17 protein-coding genes are annotated in these 18,043 nt (G+C 63.9%); 2 read left to right on the forward strand and 15 right to left on the reverse strand.

From position 1 onward, the window contains the following. Positions 1 to 4: 4 nt before the first annotated feature. The 9 genes from creD to rpsL all read right to left on the reverse strand — a co-directional run bounded on the left by creD (position 5) and on the right by rpsL (position 9,237). A complete protein-coding gene (creD, locus tag HUX88_RS15890; RefSeq protein WP_117014466.1) occupies positions 5 to 1,354 on the reverse strand; it encodes a cell envelope integrity protein CreD in 1,350 nt (449 codons plus the stop codon). A 73-nt stretch (positions 1,355 to 1,427) separates the two neighbouring features. Continuing rightward, positions 1,428 to 2,864, reverse strand: a complete 1,437-nt coding sequence (creC, locus tag HUX88_RS15895) for a two-component system sensor histidine kinase CreC (RefSeq protein WP_176362397.1) — start codon at positions 2,862 to 2,864, stop codon at positions 1,428 to 1,430. Continuing rightward, positions 2,861 to 3,547, reverse strand: coding sequence for a two-component system response regulator CreB (gene creB, locus HUX88_RS15900; RefSeq protein WP_117014468.1), 687 nt, complete (start codon positions 3,545 to 3,547; stop codon positions 2,861 to 2,863). Before creB ends, creC begins: the two co-directional genes overlap by 4 nt. A 270-nt stretch (positions 3,548 to 3,817) precedes the next feature. Next, complete coding sequence (locus HUX88_RS15905) at positions 3,818 to 4,159, reverse strand: TonB-dependent receptor domain-containing protein (protein WP_229219373.1); 342 nt, start codon at positions 4,157 to 4,159, stop codon at positions 3,818 to 3,820. 150 nt (positions 4,160 to 4,309) lie between these two features. Continuing rightward, positions 4,310 to 4,627 carry a 30S ribosomal protein S10 gene (gene rpsJ, locus HUX88_RS15910; protein WP_117014469.1) on the reverse strand — a complete coding sequence of 106 codons (318 nt, stop codon included), beginning with the start codon at positions 4,625 to 4,627 and terminating at the stop codon, positions 4,310 to 4,312. A 127-nt stretch (positions 4,628 to 4,754) separates the two neighbouring features. After that, positions 4,755 to 5,945 carry an elongation factor Tu gene (gene tuf / locus HUX88_RS15915; protein WP_117012690.1) on the reverse strand — a complete coding sequence of 397 codons (1,191 nt, stop codon included), beginning with the start codon at positions 5,943 to 5,945 and terminating at the stop codon, positions 4,755 to 4,757. A 69-nt stretch (positions 5,946 to 6,014) separates the two neighbouring features. Continuing rightward, complete coding sequence (gene fusA / locus HUX88_RS15920; protein ID WP_117014470.1) at positions 6,015 to 8,120, reverse strand: elongation factor G; 2,106 nt, start codon at positions 8,118 to 8,120, stop codon at positions 6,015 to 6,017. A 114-nt stretch (positions 8,121 to 8,234) separates the two neighbouring features. After that, positions 8,235 to 8,705, reverse strand: a complete 471-nt coding sequence (rpsG, locus tag HUX88_RS15925) for a 30S ribosomal protein S7 (protein WP_008444271.1) — start codon at positions 8,703 to 8,705, stop codon at positions 8,235 to 8,237. A 148-nt stretch (positions 8,706 to 8,853) separates the two neighbouring features. Then, positions 8,854 to 9,237: a 30S ribosomal protein S12 gene (rpsL, locus tag HUX88_RS15930; protein WP_008444270.1), complete on the reverse strand. Its 384-nt coding sequence runs from the start codon at positions 9,235 to 9,237 to the stop codon at positions 8,854 to 8,856. A 291-nt stretch (positions 9,238 to 9,528) separates the two neighbouring features. On the opposite strand from rpsL, the gene HUX88_RS15935 reads away from it, so the two are divergent. Next, complete coding sequence (locus HUX88_RS15935; RefSeq protein ID WP_176362398.1) at positions 9,529 to 11,478, forward strand: phosphoethanolamine transferase; 1,950 nt, start codon at positions 9,529 to 9,531, stop codon at positions 11,476 to 11,478. Then, complete coding sequence (locus HUX88_RS15940) at positions 11,478 to 12,227, forward strand: carbon-nitrogen hydrolase family protein (protein WP_217916348.1); 750 nt, start codon at positions 11,478 to 11,480, stop codon at positions 12,225 to 12,227. The genes HUX88_RS15935 and HUX88_RS15940 overlap by 1 nt, the downstream gene beginning before the upstream one ends. Before the next feature lie 48 nt (positions 12,228 to 12,275). Here the strand turns inward: HUX88_RS15940 and HUX88_RS15945 are convergent, their stop codons facing one another. The 6 genes from HUX88_RS15945 to HUX88_RS15970 form a co-directional block, all read right to left on the reverse strand. Beyond that, on the reverse strand, positions 12,276 to 12,797 hold the full coding sequence (locus HUX88_RS15945) for a hypothetical protein (RefSeq protein ID WP_176362399.1): 522 nt from the start codon (positions 12,795 to 12,797) through the stop codon (positions 12,276 to 12,278). 11 nt (positions 12,798 to 12,808) lie between these two features. After that, positions 12,809 to 13,696, reverse strand: a complete 888-nt coding sequence (locus tag HUX88_RS15950) for a hypothetical protein (RefSeq protein WP_176362400.1) — start codon at positions 13,694 to 13,696, stop codon at positions 12,809 to 12,811. Positions 13,697 to 13,704: 8 nt separating this feature from the next. Continuing rightward, positions 13,705 to 14,598 carry a hypothetical protein gene (locus HUX88_RS15955; protein WP_176362401.1) on the reverse strand — a complete coding sequence of 298 codons (894 nt, stop codon included), beginning with the start codon at positions 14,596 to 14,598 and terminating at the stop codon, positions 13,705 to 13,707. Beyond that, entirely contained in the window at positions 14,599 to 16,200 is a 1,602-nt protein-coding gene (locus HUX88_RS15960) for a methyl-accepting chemotaxis protein (protein ID WP_176362402.1), read from the reverse strand. Between the two features lie 81 nt (positions 16,201 to 16,281). After that, positions 16,282 to 16,746, reverse strand: a complete 465-nt coding sequence (locus HUX88_RS15965; protein ID WP_176362403.1) for a DUF2269 domain-containing protein — start codon at positions 16,744 to 16,746, stop codon at positions 16,282 to 16,284. Beyond that, entirely contained in the window at positions 16,746 to 18,041 is a 1,296-nt protein-coding gene (locus HUX88_RS15970) for an SDR family oxidoreductase (RefSeq protein WP_176362404.1), read from the reverse strand. Before HUX88_RS15970 ends, HUX88_RS15965 begins: the two co-directional genes overlap by 1 nt. Positions 18,042 to 18,043: the final 2 nt, after the last annotated feature.

Here is an 18,043-nt window from a genome sequence, read left to right on the forward strand (position 1 = left end):
GCGGTCACGCTTGCGTGGCCGCCGACTTTTGGCCGGTGTCGATCGCATACCAGTCGACCTTGCGGGTGGCCACCATCAGCGCGGCCAGCACGGCGAACAGCAGCAGGCTGCCCAGCACCAGCGCGTTGTTCTCCGAGATCAGCAGGCCGTACAGCGCCGCGTACAGCAGCGCCAGGCCGGCGCCGAAGCCCATGCCGCGCCAGCGGCTGTGCAGCGCGTGGACCAGGTAGTAGGCGATCAGCACGATACAGGCGGCCCCGGCGATCACATACGCCACCACGAAGGGCAGGTGTTCGGACAGGCCCACCAGCAGCAGAAAGAACAGCGCCAGCGCCAGCCCCACCAGCAGATACTGGATCGGGTGGATCGCCAGCCGCTTGACCACCTCGAACACGAAGAAGGCGGCGAAGGTCAGCGTCACGAACAGCAGGCCGTACTTGGTGGCGCGGCTGGCCTGCGAGTAAATATTGACCGGCTCGATGAAGCCGATGTCGAACACGTCCAGCGCCTTGGTGCTCTCGCCGTCGGCCAGCGCGCTCAGTTGCTGCTGCGCGCGGCTGGCCATGGACGAGATGCGCCACACCGCATTGAAGCCGCCGGCGCCCACCGCGCGCGTCTCCGGCAGGAAGTCGCCGCCGAACTGCGGGTGCGGCCAGTTGGACTTGATGGCGTAGCGGTTGTTCTTCCCGACCGGCACGAAATACTGGTGCTCGATGCCGGCCAGGCCCAGCGTGAAGCTGAACGCCACCCGGGCGCCCTCCTTCAGGTCGGCCGCGGCCAGCTGCGCGTGCATGCCGGCCGGATAGCCCGGCAGGGCCGCGCCCTGCTCGAACTCCAGCTCGCGTCCGCCCCAGTTCAGGCGCGGGATATCGCGGATGCCGCGCACGTCCGACACGCCCAGCGCCACGTAAGGACGGCCGACGCTCAGGCGCGAGGCCGCGCTGTCGCGGCGCAGCTCGCTCAACGGCGGCAGCGTGAAGTCGCCGGCGAAGCGGTGCAGCCCGCTGTACACCAGCACCTGGTGGATGCCCCGGTAGCGGCGCTCGGTGTTGATGGCGCCGTCGAGCTGCAGATCGTTCGGATACACCAGCTTGCGGTGGCTGACGGTGCGCGTCGTGCGGCGGGCCTTGGGATCGGCGTCGTCGCCGGTCTCGATCTCCTCGCTGTAGGGGATCACCAGCACCGGCCCGACCACCACCTGCTCGCGCACCGAATCGTTGGCCACGCTCTGCACCGCCTGGTCGTGGAAGCGCAGGCGCTCGTCGATGGTGGACTGGATCAGCAGCAGCGCGATGCCGAGCACGATGGTCAGCCCGCCGATCGCCAGGAGTTTAAATAGGAGTTTCTTTTGCATGGCACTTCCCGTGGTTGAAATGCCACCAGTGTAGAAAGGCCTTGTGCGCTGACGATGCGTTCCGTGTGAAGTGCTAGAGCGTCAGTGGCAACGGCAGGCGCAGCTCGGCGCGGCAGCCGCCCTGCCCGCCGTTGGCGACGCTGACCGTGCCGCCGTGCAGCGCCGCCACCTCGCGCACGAAAGGCAGGCCCAGCCCGGTGCTCTTGGCGCCGTCCGGACGCGGCAGCGAGTAGAAGCGTTCGAACAGGCGCGCCGCCGCATAGTGCGGGATGCCCGGCCCGGCGTCGCTGACGGCGATGCACAGCGCGCCCGCGTCCACCGCCAGCGACAGGCCGACCGCGCTGCCGGGCGGCGCGAAATCGATCGCGTTGTCGAGCAGGTTGCCGATCGCCTGGCGCAGCAGCAGCGCGTCGGCGCGCAGGGTCGGCGCCGGCTCGGGCAGCGTCAGGCGCAGCGCCAGCCCGCGCTGGCGCAGGCGGCCGGCGGCGTCCGCCGCCCCCCGCCGCAACAGCGCCGCCGCGTCGACCGCCTCGGCCGCCTCCAGCCCCTGCTGCTGCTCGACCCGCACCAGCGCCAGCAGCTTGTCGATCAGCTGCTTCTGGCGCGCGTTCTGGCCCAGGATATTGTCGAGGAAGCGGCGGAAGTCCTGCGGCGGCATGTCCTCCGACAGCAGCTCGGCCGAGCCCTGGATGGCCGCGATCGGGCTCTTCAATTCGTGCGCCAGCGTGTGCATCAGCTGCTCGGCGTATTCCTTGCCCTCGAGCCGCGTGCGCATCGCGTGCAGCGCCCGGCCCAGCGTGCCGATCTCGTTGTCGCCCATCGGCGGCAGCACCGCCTTGCGGCCGGCCTCGACCTCGGAGACATAGTGCATCAGCTGGCGCAGCGCGCGCGCCAGCCACCACGCGAACGCCAGGCCGATCAGCAACGACACCGCCAGCAGGACGGCGCCGCGCTGCATGATCTTGCGCTGGCTGCGGTCGACAAAGGCCTGCACGCTCGACAGCGGCTTGGCCACCGTCAGCACGCCGGCGATGCGCTCGCCGTCGCGGATCGCGGCTGCCACGTACAGCACGGTGCTGCGGTCGTCGCCCGCCTCCGTGCGGGTACTGCGGGCGCCGTAGCGGCCGCGCAGCGTCAGGTAGACGTCGTTCCAGCGCGAGTAATCCTTGCCGGTGTCGCGGCCCTCGGAATCGTAGACCACCACGCCGCGCGCGTCGGTGATGTAGATCCGGTAATCGAGGCGGCGCTTGTGCACGCCGTTGATGATGACGTCGATATGGCGGCGCGCGTAGTCCTGCATCGCCTCCAGCCGCGCCGACGGCTGCGGCACGCCGGCGCGCATGCCGTCGGCCACCACCCCGGCCAGCAGCTCGGCGGTGTCGACCAGCGTGTCCTCCAGCGTCGAGCGCACGCCCGGCTTGACCTCGGCGACGAATACGTTCAGCAGGAACCACGCGGCCAGTCCGACGATCAGAAAATAGCCGAGCAGGATGCGCAGGCCGATCTTCATGCGGCCAGACTGTAGCCCATGCCGCGGTGGGTCAGGATGGGATCGGCGCCGGCGTCGATCAGGCGCAGCTTGGCGCGCAGCGACTTGACATGGGCGTCGACGGTGCGCTCCAGCGTGTCGGGGGCGTCGGTCCAGACGCGGTCCATCAGCTGCGCGCGCGACAGCACATGGGCGGGATGGTCCAGCAGCGCCTTGAGCAGCAGGTATTCGTAGCGGGTCAGCTCCAGCGGCCGGCCGTGGAACAGGATGCGCGCCTCGGCCGCGCGCAGCTCGAAGCGGCGCGGCATGGCGGCCGGCGCCGGCGGTGCTCCGCGCGGCTCCAGGCGGCGCAGGATGACGCGGATGCGCGCCACCAGCTCGCGCGGCGAGAACGGCTTGGTCACATAGTCGTCGGCGCCGATCTCCAGCCCGACCACGCGGTCGATCTCGTCGCTGCGGGCGGTGAGGAACAGGATGGGCACGTCGCTGAACTGGCGCAGCAGGCGGCACACCTCCAGCCCGCTGATGTCCGGCAAGCCGACGTCCAGCACCACCAGCGACGGCGCCGGCGCGACGCGCATCGCGGCCAGCGCCTGCTCGCCCAGCGTCACGTGCAGCGGGGCGAAGCCGTCGGTGCGCAGGGCGTAGCCGATGCTGTCGGCGATCGCCGGCTCATCCTCGACGATGAGGATGGTCCTAGTCATAAGGTTTCAGGAAGGTCATACGGCAGACTGTAACGCCGCCGCCGAGGGAAGTCCAGCGGGCGCCGGACGAAAAAAATCCAGGCACAGGGTGCCTGGATTTTCACACTACGGGTTCTAAGCGATCAGAACGAGTAGGAAGCGCTCGCGCCGAAGGTGTGGAACTGAACCGCCGGTGTGGTTGAGGGTGGCGCCGTGGTCGAAGCCCGACGCCTTGGTCTTGCCGCTGTTGACGGTTGTAGATCATGCCCAGCTTGCCGATGTTCTGGAAGTTCACGGTGTTGCCTGGTGCATATTTGTTGACCAGGGCCAGGTACTCGTTGTCAGCAGCGGAGCTCTGTCCACACGCAACAGTTGGCCGGCTGGCAGCGACGCCTCGCTCTTCAGAACGTCACCGATCGTACGAGTGCCGATTTCGTCCTTGCGCTCGATGTTGTAGTAGTCGAGTGCCAGGGTCCAGTTCTTGACCGGCTCGAACACCAGGCCCAGCGTGTACGAACGCGAGGTTTCCGGCTTCAGGTCGGGATTCGACTTGATGAAGCTCGGCACCGAGCCCTTGCACTCATTGCCCAGGAAGGTGTTGGACTGCGCCTTGGTCCGAGCTCGCCATTTCATACGATTCGCGACGCAGATCAGGGGTAAAGATGAATTATGAATATTCATACAAAAAACAATGAGGCCGGGCGTGCTCGCGGTTGCGAACAGGCCCGGCCCCATCATCGGCTGGCGGCGGAAGAACTGCTCCGCCGGCCGGCTTGAAAGCGATTATTGCAGCTTGATTTCGACGTCGACGCCAGCTGGCAGGTCCAGCTTCATCAGTGCGTCAACGGTCTTGTCGGTTGGGTCGACGATGTCCATCAGGCGCTGGTGGGTGCGGATCTCGAACTGGTCGCGCGAGGTCTTGTTGACGTGTGGCGAACGCAGAACGTCGAAACGCTGGATGCGGGTTGGCAGTGGGACTGGGCCCTTGACCACGGCGCCGGTGCGCTTGGCGGTGTCAACGATTTCCAGTGCGGACTGGTCGATCAGCTTGTAGTCGAAAGCCTTCAGGCGGATACGGATTTTTTGATTGGTAACGGACATGATATTTCCTCAAAAGAGCGAACTGACAACTATGTAGCGTCAGCAATATTTAAAAGAACGGTTTTCGTACAACAGGGCCGACATGGTATCACACCATATCGGCCCTGTTTCAATCACGCAAAATTAATTAAGCGATGATCTTGGCTACAACGCCTGCACCAACGGTACGGCCGCCTTCGCGGATTGCGAAGCGCAGACCTTCTTCCATCGCGATCGGGTTGATCAGCTTGACGGTGATCGACACGTTATCGCCTGGCATAACCATTTCTTTGTCCGCTGGCAGTTCGATCGAACCGGTCACGTCAGTCGTACGGAAGTAGAACTGTGGACGATAGTTGTTGAAGAACGGGGTGTGACGGCCGCCTTCGTCTTTCGACAGAACATAGATCTCGCCGGTGAAGTGGTTGTGTGGCTTGATCGAGCCTGGCTTGGCCAGAACTTGACCACGTTCCACGTCTTCACGCTTGGTGCCGCGCAGCAGCAGACCAACGTTGTCGCCAGCTTGACCCTGGTCCAGCAGCTTGCGGAACATTTCCACGCCGGTGCAGGTGGTCTTGACGGTGTCTTTGATGCCGACGATTTCGATCTCTTCGCCGACCTTGATGATGCCGCGCTCGATACGACCGGTCACAACGGTGCCGCGACCCGAGATCGAGAACACGTCTTCCACTGGCATCAGGAAGGCGCCGTCCACTGCGCGCTCTGGCGTAGGGATGTAGCTGTCCAGTGCTTCGGCCAGGGCCATGATGGCCTGCTCGCCCATTGGGCCGGTGTCGCCGTCCAGCGCCATACGGGCCGAACCTTTAACGATCGGCAGGTCGTCGCCTGGGAAGTCGTACTTCGACAGCAACTCGCGCACTTCCATTTCAACCAGTTCCAGCAGTTCTGCGTCGTCGACCAGGTCGCACTTGTTCAGGAACACGATGATGTATGGAACGCCAACTTGACGGGCCAGCAGGATGTGCTCGCGGGTCTGTGGCATTGGGCCGTCGGCTGCGGAGCAAACCAGGATCGCGCCGTCCATCTGTGCCGCGCCGGTGATCATGTTTTTGATGTAGTCGGCGTGGCCTGGGCAGTCAACGTGAGCGTAGTGACGGCCAGCGGTTTCGTATTCAACGTGTGCGGTGTTGATGGTGATGCCGCGTGCTTTTTCTTCTGGAGCAGCGTCGATCTGGTCGTAGGCTTTAGCTTCGCCGCCGAATTTCTTCGACAGAACGGTTGCGATCGCAGCGGTCAGGGTGGTCTTGCCGTGGTCGACGTGGCCGATGGTGCCGACGTTGACGTGCGGCTTGGTCCGTTCGAATTTCTCTTTTGCCATTTTATTCTTCCTTAGAACAATGTTTTAAATTTGCCGCCGGAGGATCTCCCCGGCGGCAATAGATACCAATTACTTAGCTTTAGCGGTAACGATCGCGTCGATAACGTGCTTAGGCGCTTCCGAGTAGTGCTTGAATTCCATCGTGTAGGTCGCACGGCCTTGCGTTGCGGAACGCAGGGTGGTCGAGTAACCGAACATTTCCGACAGAGGCACTTCAGCTTTGATGATCTTGCCACCGCCGCCTGGGATTTCGTCCATGCCCTGCACCATACCGCGGCGGGACGACAGGTCGCCCATCACGGTACCGGCGTAGTCTTCCGGCGTTTCCACTTCCACAGCCATCATCGGCTCCAGGATGACTGGCGACGCTTTGCGGCAGCCTTCCTTGAATGCCATCGAAGCGGCCATCTGGAACGCGTTTTCGTTCGAGTCCACGTCGTGGTACGAACCGAAGAACAGCGTGACCTTGACGTCGACCACTGGGTAGCCAGCCAGAACGCCGGTGTTCAGGGTGCCGCGCACGCCTTTTTCCACCGCAGGGATGTATTCGCGAGGAACGGTACCGCCCTTGATCGCGTCAACGAATTCGAAGCCCTTGCCTGGTTCTTGCGGTTCGATCTTCAGAACCACGTGACCGTATTGACCACGACCACCCGACTGCTTGACGAACTTGCCTTCGGATTCTTCGCAGGTCTTGCGGATCGTTTCGCGGTAGGCAACCTGTGGCTTGCCGACGGTCGCTTCCACGCCGAATTCGCGCTTCATACGGTCGACGATAATTTCCAGGTGCAGCTCGCCCATACCACCGATGATGGTCTGGCCCGACTCTTCGTCGGTCTTGACGCGGAACGAAGGATCTTCCTGAGCCAGACGGTTCAGTGCCAGACCCATTTTTTCCTGGTCGGCCTTGGTCTTTGGTTCCACAGCCTGTTGAATCACCGGCTCAGGGAAGACCATGCGCTCCAGCACGATGATCGAGGTCGGATCGCACAGGGTTTCGCCGGTGGTCACGTCTTTCAGACCAACCGCTGCGGCGATGTCGCCGGCGCGCACTTCTTTGATCTCTTCGCGCTGGTTGGCGTGCATCTGCAGAATACGACCCAGGCGCTCTTTACGGCCTTTGACCGAGTTGTACACGGTGTCGCCCGAATTGATGGCGCCCGAGTACACGCGGAAGAAGGCCAGCTGGCCGACGAACGGGTCGGTCATGATCTTGAATGCCAGCGCCGAGAATTTCTCCTCGTCCGATGCTTTACGGGTGGTTGGCTGTTCGTCCTCGTCGGTACCGCCGACGTCGTCGATGTCCAGTGGCGACGGCAGGTATTCGATGACCGCGTCCAGCATGGCCTGTACGCCCTTGTTCTTGAAGGCGGTACCGCACATCATTGGAACGATTTCCGAAGCGATGGTGCGTTCGCGCAGCGCTTTCTTGATCTCGGCTTCCGACAGGTCGCCTTCTTCCAGGTACTTGTTCATCAGGTCTTCCGACGCTTCAGCAGCGACTTCAACCATCTTCTCGCGCCACTCGGCGGCCGACTCTGCCAGCTCGGCAGGGATGTCGACGTAGTCGAACTTCATGCCCTGGGACGCTTCGTCCCAGATGATGGCTTTCATCTTGACCAGATCGATCACGCCCTTGAAGTTTTCTTCAGCGCCGATCGGGATCTGGATCAGGACCGGGTTCGCCTTCAGGCGAGCGCGCATCTGATCGTAGACCTTGAAGAAGTTGGCGCCGGTACGGTCCATCTTGTTGACGAAGGCCAGACGTGGCACTTTGTACTTGTTGGCCTGACGCCATACGGTTTCCGACTGAGGCTGTACACCGCCCACTGCGCAGTAAACCATGCAAGCGCCATCCAGCACGCGCATCGAGCGTTCAACTTCAATGGTGAAGTCAACGTGGCCCGGCGTGTCGATGATGTTGATGTGGTGCTCAGGGAAGTTGTTAGCCATACCCTTCCAGAAGCAGGTGGTCGCTGCCGAGGTAATGGTAATGCCGCGCTCTTGTTCCTGCTCCATCCAGTCCATGGTGGCGGCGCCATCGTGAACTTCACCGATCTTGTGGTTCACGCCCGTGTAGAACAGAACGCGCTCGGTGGTGGTGGTCTTACCTGCATCGATGTGAGCGGAGATACCGATATTGCGGTAGCGCTCGATGGGGGTCTTGCGGGCCATAATTAATCCTAAATCGTTTAATGGACAAAACCGAGCGCCATTTTTGCTGACAAAAATGAGCCCGGCCTCGAACAACGGATAACAGCCAGGCCACGACGGGCCTGGCCGATTTTATTAGAAGCGGAAGTGCGAGAACGCCTTGTTCGCTTCAGCCATGCGGTGAACTTCGTCACGCTTCTTCATTGCACCGCCACGGCCTTCAGCCGCTTCCATCAGCTCACCGCCGAGGCGTTGTGGCATGGATTTTTCGCTGCGCTTGTTGGCAGCTTCACGCAGCCAACGCATGGACAGAGCCATACGACGCACTGGGCGCACTTCGACCGGCACCTGGTAGTTTGCACCACCGACGCGACGGGATTTGACTTCAACCAGTGGCTTGGCGTTGTTGATCGCGGTAGCGAACACTTCCAGCGGGTCTTTGCCCGACTTGGCGGCGATGTGCTCGAAGGCACCGTAGATGATGTTTTCTGCGACCGATTTTTTACCGGACAGCATCAGAACGTTCACGAACTTGGCGACATCCGTGTTGCCGAATTTTGGATCCGGCAGAATCTCGCGCTTGGGTACTTCACGACGACGTGGCATATCAATTCCTTTCAATCTTCAGTTGAGGTGCGCAGATATGGGATTCGCACTCTCGCGGAGGGCCATCATAGCCATCCACTTACTCGACCACTGCGGTCGATTACATTCACTTAGTTAGCTGCCACTGAGCGAAAACTTTTAATGCAGATTACTTCTTGGCTTGCTTGGCACGCTTGGTACCGTATTTCGAGCGAGCTTGCTTACGGTCTTTAACGCCCTGGGTATCCAGTGCACCGCGAACCATGTGGTAACGCACACCTGGCAAGTCTTTTACACGACCGCCGCGCAGCAGAACAACGCTGTGCTCTTGCAGGTTGTGGCCTTCACCGCCGATGTACGAAATGACTTCGAAACCGTTGGTCAGACGCACTTTGGCCACTTTACGCAGAGCCGAGTTAGGCTTCTTAGGAGTGGTGGTGTACACACGGGTGCAAACACCGCGCTTTTGCGGGCTGTTTTCCAGCGCCGGCGATTTGCTTTTCACGGTCAGGGCGACGCGTGGATTGCGAATCAGTTGATTGATGGTTGGCATCGTTATAAACCCAACAAAATTACAACATTAATAACCCGGACAGCTGTCCGGCGACTAAAACCTCGTCCCTATCTACGGACACAACGGAGGCGCGAATAGCCACTCGCATGGAGCGGCCTGAAACAGCGTATACGATGTGCAGAATAAATTGAGAACTCGCGAGTATAGACGTGGTTGGGACACCAGTCAATCTATTTCGCGGCGGAATGCGGCCCCGGCGGGTACGCAAACACTAGCTGAAAGGTCAGGAAACACTTGATAATAGCAGACTGTCTCTCATTATCCGTCCCTATGCGATCTTTGCTGCGCCCCGCCCCGTTGTTTGTCCTTGCCAGCTACCTGCTGCTGTCGCTGGTGCCGTGCGTACCGCTGCTGCTGGGACGGCAGGTGCCGGAGCTGGGCCGCATCCTGCTGGTCGAGCTGCTGACCTGGGCCGCCGTGTGGGGCGTGCTGCAGCGCCCGGCCTGGTTCCACTGGCTGCTGATCCCGGCCTTCCTGGCGATGCCGACCGAGATCTACCTGTTCATCTACTACGGCCAGGGCATCTCCACCCACCACCTGGGCATCATCGCCGAGACCAGCCCCAGGGAGGCGCTGGAATTCCTCGGCCGCAAAGTGTGGCTGATGGGCGCGGTGATGCTGGCCGTGATCGCCTGGTGGATCGCCGTGCAGGCGGCCGCGCGCCGCAGCCCCACTCTGGCCTGGCGCGGCAAGTCGCGCTGGATCGCGCTGCTGGTGTTGGCGGCCATCGCCGCGCTGTGGCTCTACGGCTGGGAGTTCGGCGTGCGCGCCAAGCCGGCGCAGAAGGCCGCGCCGGTGGCGGCGTCCAAGGCGGCCAGCAGCAGGCCGGCCGGCTCGGCGCTCAGCCAGGTCGGCATCACCGCCTCGGTCGGCGCCAGCGATGCCTCGGACAGCGACGACGCGTCCGCCGAGGAAGAGGAAGACGCCGAAGAGGACAGCTCGCCCGAACACGCCGCCATCGCCGGCGCCAGCCGCACCGGCTGGGCGCTGGCGCAGCTGCCGTGGTGGGCGCGCTCGCCGCTGGGCTTCGACGACTTCGCCTCGTCGTGGCCGTTCGGCCTGACCGCGCGCGGCGTCGACTTTTATAAAGAACGCGAATACCTGGCCGACCTGGGCCGGCGCAGCGGCAGCTTCACCTTCAAGGCGCACCAACCCGAGAAGAACGACACGCCGGAAATCGTCATCATGGTGATCGGCGAATCTTCGCGCTATGACCGCTGGGGCATCAACGGCTACCAGCGCGACACCACCCCGCTGCTCAAGCAGGAAGCCAACCTGGTCACACTGCCGGACGTGATCACGGCGGTGTCGGCCACGCGGCTGTCGGTGCCGGTGATCATCTCGCGCAAGCCTTCGATGCAGAGCCTGAAGGACGGCTTCTCGGAAAAATCCTTCCTGACCGCCTATAAAGAAGCCGGCTTCAAGACATGGTGGCTGTCCAACCAGATATCGTTCGGCCAGTTCGACACGCCGGTTTCGGTGTTCGCCAAGGAGGCGGACGTGATCCAGTTCATGAACCTGGGCGGCTTCACCAACAACTCCAACTTCGACCAGATCCTGCTGGAGCCCCTGCAGCACGCCATCGCCGACCCGGCGCCGAAAAAGCTGATCGTGCTGCACACGCTGGGCAACCACTGGAACTACAGCCAGCGCTATCCGAAGGAATTCGACAAATGGCAGCCGTCGCTGTTCGGGGTCGACAAGCCGGTCTACACCGACACCAAGATCAAGCCGCAGCTCAACAACAGCTACGACAATTCCATCCTCTACACCGACTGGTTCCTGTCGCAGGTGATCCACCAGTTGAAGGACACGCAGCAATTGAGCTCGATGGTCTACGTGGCCGACCACGGCCAGACGCTGTACGACAACAGCTGCAACCTCGCCTTCCACGGCCACAACACGCAGTTCGAATTCCATGTGCCGGCGATGGTGTGGTACTCGGACGAATACAAGACGCGTTATCCGGAGAAGGTGAAACAGCTGGTGCGCCACCGCAAGGCGCGGCTGGCGACGGAGAACATCTTCCACACGCTGCTGGACCTGGGCGACATCCAGTACGACGACGAGCGACTGGAATGGAGCTTCATCAACAAGCAGTTCAAGCAGCACAAGCGCTACGTCGACAGCTACGGCTGGAGCAACTACGACAACGCCAGCTTCAAGGGCGACTGCCGCGAGGTGATCGACAAGGGCAAGCCGCTGAAGCAGGAGAAGTGATGGGCATCCGCATCGCCGCTGCGCAGTCGCCGTCCATCGCGGGCGACATCGAGGCCAACGTCCGCATCCACTTGCGCTTCGTCGAAGCCGCGCAGGCGCAGGGCGTGGAGCTGCTGCTGTTTCCCGAGCTGTCGCTATGCGGCTATGAACTGCCGCTGCTTCGCGACTGCCTGCTGACGCCGGACGACGCGCGCCTGGCACCGCTGCGCAACGCCGCCATGGCGACCGGCATGCGCATCATCGCCGGCGCCCCGCTGGCCGGCGATGGCGACGCCCTGCCCTACATCGCCGCGTTCAGCTTCCTGCCCGATGGCACGGCCACCGTCTACCGCAAGCAGTATCTGCATCCAGGCGAAGAACTGTATGCGCGGCCTGGGCCGATGGGCGCGCATTGCCAGGAGCTGGGTGGGCAGCGCTACGCCCAGGCGATCTGCGCCGACGCCACGCATTACCAGCACGCGGCGGATGCGGCGGCGGACGGCGCATCGATCTATCTGGCGGGAGTGCTGATTTCCGAAGCGGGTTACGCGAACGACGCCGCCAAGCTGCAGCGCTACGCCAACGACTTCGGCATGGGCGTGCTGATGGCGAATCACGCCGCGCCGTCGGGCGGCTATGCGGCTGCGGGCCGCAGCGCCTGGTGGACTGCGGGCGGCGTGTTATCTGCGGAGGTGACGGGGCCGGGCAGCGCCCTGCTGGTCGTCGACAGGGCGGGCAACGCGCACGTTGTCGCGCCAATCGGGATGTGACGCTTGGCGGAAGCGCTTATTTCGTATGGTAGGTGAGTGGACGTTGCATCACGGCCCCTGCTCCAACGCGATTTGCAGAGAGGCGCTCTCGGCGTCTTCGCGAGACAGGTTGATGACGGGACTTCCATTCTGATTTAAGGACTTGTCGAGGGAATACCTCCATGCCAAATGGTCACTTCCGCTTTTTTTCGGAAGGCCCAACTTCTTTACGACTAACGCCTTCATCGCCGGAAAACGGTCTGCCGAAAAGTCCACGACGATCGACATCATGTAGTTCGGCAGCGGCTCGCCCAGTCCCTCGCGGGAGTCCACGCTGATTGCCGTGATGCCGGATTCCGGCGAGCACGTATATTCCCGAACTATCATCGGCTTCCGGGCTTTGTCGCGCACCCTCGTGCAATAGGGCGCGACGAGGCTGTCGAGTTCCGAGCTCTTCAAGCGAAACGTCTTGTAGTCGGCCAGGGCGCCGATCACGATGTCGAGCGGCGCCGCACACGCCATTTGCGCCGCACCGGCGGCCGATATCAAAAGCGTCGCGGCGCGCAGCGACTTGAATAAGCTGAAATTCAATCTTCCTCCAATCATGGTGTCCGCCGTTTCTGCCCCTCCAGCCAGGCGGCCGGCAGCCTGGCAAGCAAGGGATCGTTAGCCTTCAGATTGCGCCAGCGCTTGCCGCCATCGTCCGAATATACCAGCAGATGCGGACTGGGGCCGTCGCCTTGCGGCAGCGCGGCCGCTAGCCAGATCTCGCGCTCGTTGGTCACGTGGGCGCTGACCAGCGACGACAGGCCCGCCGGCAGGCTCACCTTGCGCCAGTGGCGGCCATCGCGCGAACGCAGCAGCGTCTGCTCGACCGAGCCGGCGATCCACCAGCCTCCGCGCTCGGAACGCGCCAGTTCGACCAGCAAATCCGGGTTGCCCAGCCGCTGCGGCGCCACCACCCGGCAGCGGGCGATGTCGATCCGCTCGACCAGGTAGTCGGCCACCGCGCCATCCGCGCCGAAGCGCGTCACCAGCACCAGCAATGTGCCGCTCGCGCTGGCAAGGACCAGATTCGCATCTTTCAGCGCATCGAGCGCACTCTTCTTCGCGTCGAGATGGAGCTGCCGCGGCGACAGGCGGCACTCCTTGCCGCCACGCCGGAAGCGATAGCGCTCATCCAGCACCGCCACCTCCACGCCGTGCGGCAACGCCAGCGCGGCATCCGCGCGCGACACCACGCGGCCGGTGGCGCTATCGATCACCGTGCCACCGGCGTAGATGCGCCCGGCCTCGTCAAGCGACAGCGCCGGCCAGGATCTGCCTCCAGGCAGGATGTCCACAGCGATGGCAGGCTGCGCATGGATCACAATCCGATATTGGTCCTCGCTGACACTGGTCGCGCCGAGGCGGTAGTCGAAGGCATTCACACCGGCCAGTGCGGAATGCGCCAGGAACAAGCCAGCCACGAATATGCCCGGAAGTTTCATCGGCACTCCTATGGCGTCTTTAGCGACGACACCACCAGCACCGACAAGCCGCGATTGGCATTGCTCACCTCACCGGATACGCTGGCCGTCAATCCAGGATTGGCCAGTCCGCACACCAGCGACACGGCGGGATGCGCCTGCTGCCAGTTGGCCTGCGGCTGCGTGACCGCCAGCCGCACATCGCGCATCAGCATGAACGCCAACGGGATCTCATAGCGCTCGACCATCACTTGCACCGGCTCGCCGGTCGTTTGGCGCAAGCGGCGGCGGATCGCGTCGGGATTGCCGCAGTGCTGCAGCACCGCCTGGCCGAACGCCGGCGAGTCGAGCTCGGTCAGCGAAAATTGCGGCAGCGCGCGGTATCGCACCTCGACCGCCGCCGACGCATGCGGCGCAATGGCGGCGTTCCATGAATAGGCCACGTAGCCCTGCCATTGCTCGAAGCGCAGTCCTTGCACCGTCGGCAGCCTGGCCAGCTTCTTGGCGTCGGCCTGAAGGTCGGGCAACGGCGCCAGGCCGGCCCGGGCCAACTCACGGGTGATGTCGCGCCCCATGAAGTAGCCGCGCCGGTAAACGGCCGGTTTCATCGCATGGCCATTGAAACTGGCGCCGACATCGGAAAACGATTTATCCTGATGCTCCTCGCCCTCGCCGAGCACCGTGAATTGTGGCGTGCTGGCGTACCAGCCGATCTGCGAGGCGCGCGCCTCGCCGTTCCGCAGCGTGGTCAGGATGGACACTTCCCGGCCATCGAGCTTGACGGCGATCTGCTCAACGACGGCCTTGCCGGCTTCCAGTCCCAGTTTCAACGGCACCGCGTTTTCATCCTCATACGCGGCGGCGCTTGCACACACGATAAGGGCGGCAAGCAAGGCGGGCCGTGCCAGGACGGGGGATTTCACTCAGCGCAGCGCCAGTTGGCTGCCGGTGCGGCGCGCGGCAGGCACCGCGCCCTCGTTGATCTTGAACACGCTGACGGTCTGCTGCAATTGGCTGGCCTGGTCCTGCAAGGACTGGGTCGCGGCGGCCGCCTCCTCCACCAGCGCGGCGTTCTGCTGCGTCACCTGATCCATCTGGGCCACCGCCTGGTTGACCTGGTCGATGCCCTCGCTCTGCTCGCGGCTGGCGGTGGCGATCTCGCCGACGATCTGCGTCACCTGATGGACATTGCCAACCAGCGTGGTCATGGTGGTGCCGGCCTGCTCCACCAGCGTGGTGCCGAGCTGGATCTTCCGCACCGAATCGTCGATCAGCACCTTGATCTCCTTGGCGGCGGAGGCCGAGCGCTGCGCCAGGTTGCGCACCTCGGTGGCGACCACCGCGAAGCCGCGGCCCTGCTCGCCGGCACGGGCCGCCTCGACCGCCGCGTTCAGCGCCAGGATATTGGTCTGGAAGGCGATGCCGTCGATCACGCCGGTGATGTCGACAATCTTACGCGAGGCGTCGTTGATGTCGTTCATGGTGGAGACCACCTGCTGCATCACCTCGCCGCCCTGGGCCGCCGTGTTGGACGCGCCCTCCACCAGCGAGCGCGCGTGCTGCGCGTTCTCGGAGTTTTGCCGGACGGTGCTGGTCAGCTCCTCGATCGAGGCGGCGGTTTCCTCCAGCGAGCTGGCCTGCGTCTCGGTGCGCGCGGACAGTTCCATATTGCCCGCCGCCAGTTCCTGCGAGCCGGAATTGATCACCGCCGCGCCGTTGCGCACGCGCGACACGGTCGACAGCAGGTCGCCCTGCATGCGCTGGATGGCCTTGAGCAGGCGCTGGATCTCGTTGTCGCCCGATGCCTCGATGATGGCGGTCAGGTCGCCGCTGGCCACGCGGTCGAGCTGCTCGACGGCGCCCTCCAGCGGCAGCAGCACGGTCGAGCGCAACATCAGGTGGGTGGCGGCGACCACGCCCAGCGCGATCAGCAAGCCCAGCGCCACCAGCCACATGACGATGCCGTATTCGCTGGCGCGCTTCTCGGCCAGGGCCGTGACCTGCTCATCGCCCAGCTTCTGGAATTTCTCCAGCGCCGCCGAGAAGGCCGCGCCCACCGGCGTCAGCTCCTTGGAGTTGATGGCCGAGTAGGCCGCCGTATCGTCCTTGACCAGCGCGTCGGCAGCGCGGTCCAGCACCGCCGACAGCTTGCGGCCCGATTCGAGCAGATCCTTCTTCAACTGCGCATCCTGGCCGGGGAAGGCCGGCGCCTTTTCGAACTTGTCGAGGAAGTCCAGCGTGCGCTGGTAGGATTTCTTGGCGCTGCCCAGCGCGGAATCGCGCTCGGTCTTGTTGTCGCTTTCCTTCAGTGCGGAATAGCCGCGCGTCAGGGCCGAGCGGGTGCGCGTGGTGTCCTTGTAGGCATCGTTGATGGTGATGATCTGCGAGGAGATCGCGTGCACCTCCGCGATCGACCTGTTGGACTGCTGCAGCGCGAAGATGCCCAGTCCTGCACCGGCGAGCAACATCGCAGTAAACAACACCAGCACGCCCAGCAAGCTCGCCCGCACAGTAACCTTATTCATCCCGCCTCCAAAGATTGATATTTCCAATTGACAATACTATATCAAATTTTAAAGTTTTCTGATCCGGGGGGGGCGCCGGCCTCAGGCCGGTTTATGCACCATCAGCCAGTACACCACCAGCAAACCGGCGAAGGCCGGGAAGCCAAGCGCGGTCCAAATTTTTTCGTAACGCCAGTAGCGCGCCGGCAGCGCCTCGCCGCAACGCGCCGCGTGAACCGCCATGTCGCGCATCCGCAGCTGCAGCCAGACCACCGGCAGCCAGCAGGCGCCGGCCAGCAGGTACAGCGCCATCGACCACACGATCCAGGTCGCGGTGAACGGGAAGCCCGCCAGGTGGACCATCCACAGCCCGGACAAGGGCTGGATGACGACCGCCGGTGTGGTGAACCACCAGTCGGCCCTGGCGACCAGCCGCGTCACCACCGCCATCGCCTGCACGTTGCCGCTGCGGTTGACGAAGAACATGTAGAACGCCGTGCCGAAGCCGGTGCCGAACATCAGGGTGGCCGACAGGATGTGCAGCCATTTGATCGCGAGGTAGTCCATTATTTGCTCACTCTCCACATCAACAACATCAACGCCAGCAAGGGCAGGTTCTTGCTCAGCGGGCCAAACGGATGCAGCCAGAACTCCGGCAGGCACACGCTCATGATGACGGTGTAGCCGCCGGCCAGCGCCAGCTGCGCCGCCCACAGCCAGCGGCGCGGCCGCAGCAACAGCAGCGCGCCCACGGCGGCGTCCATGAAGCTGGCCGCCAGCAGCATCGGCTCCCGCAAGCCGGCCGGCACCCCGCAGGCCGCCAGCCATGACATGCTTTGCGCATGCGGCCAGCCGAACCACGAGACCCAGGCGGTGATTAGCCAAAGCAGCGCGACCGTCATCGTGATCAGCGGCGCGGCCCAACTCCAGACGGCGCCGATGCGCTGCGCTGGCCGCGCGAAGCGCGCCGGATCGCGCAGCGGGCGGCCCAGCATCGCGACGACGGGAGCCGCGTCGGCCGTGTTGCCGCCGTCGGCGCTTTGTTCCAGCATGCGCAGCGAGTCCGGCGTCAGCGCGCTCGATGGCATCCTTGCCGCCACGCGCGCGGCCATCCGCGCCAGCGGCATCGACAGGTCCAGCACCAGTGACGGCGCGGACCGCATGCCGCCGCGCAGTGCGCCGAGGTAGCCGGCCAGCGTCATCGCGCGTGGGCCGACTGCTGCCAGCTCACGCGGCGCCTCGCCGATTGCGGCCATCTCGTGCGGCGCCTCGCCGCCCGCCATCGCCAGCCGGGCGATCAGCGCCGCCAGGTCGTCGATGTGGATCGGCTGTACCTTGGCCTCATGCGCCATCGGCAGCATCAGCAACGGCAAGGTCGCCAGCGCGCGGAACAGGACACTGCTGGCGCCGTCCTCGCCATACACCAGCGAGGGCCGGACGATGGTGGCGCTGAGCGTGCGCGCCAGCAGATCGGCATCCGCCGCACCTTTGCTGCACCAGTAGGCGGTCACCGCGTCCGGATGGCTGCCGAGCGCGGACAGCTGCACCACGCGCCGCACGCCGAGGCGCTCGCAAGCGCCGAACAACGCGACAGGGGCGGCGCGGTGCAGCAGGTCGAAATCGCCGGCTTGTTCCTCGCGGAGGATGCCGACGCAATTGACCACCGCATCCACACCGGCCAACAACGGCAGCCAGTCGTCTTCGCTAGTCATGCGGCCGAAGTCGATCTCGATCCAATCATCTGGATGCTCATCTTGCGGACGATGGCGACTGGCGCCGGTCGTCGTGCAGCCGGCGGCGCGCAAGGCCCGCAGCGCATGGCTGCCGACCAGGCCTGTCGCGCCAAGTACCAATGCTTTCATGT

Source organism: Duganella sp. BJB1802 (assembly GCF_013369445.1).
GTDB lineage: Bacteria > Pseudomonadota > Gammaproteobacteria > Burkholderiales > Burkholderiaceae_D > Rugamonas > Rugamonas vulcania_A.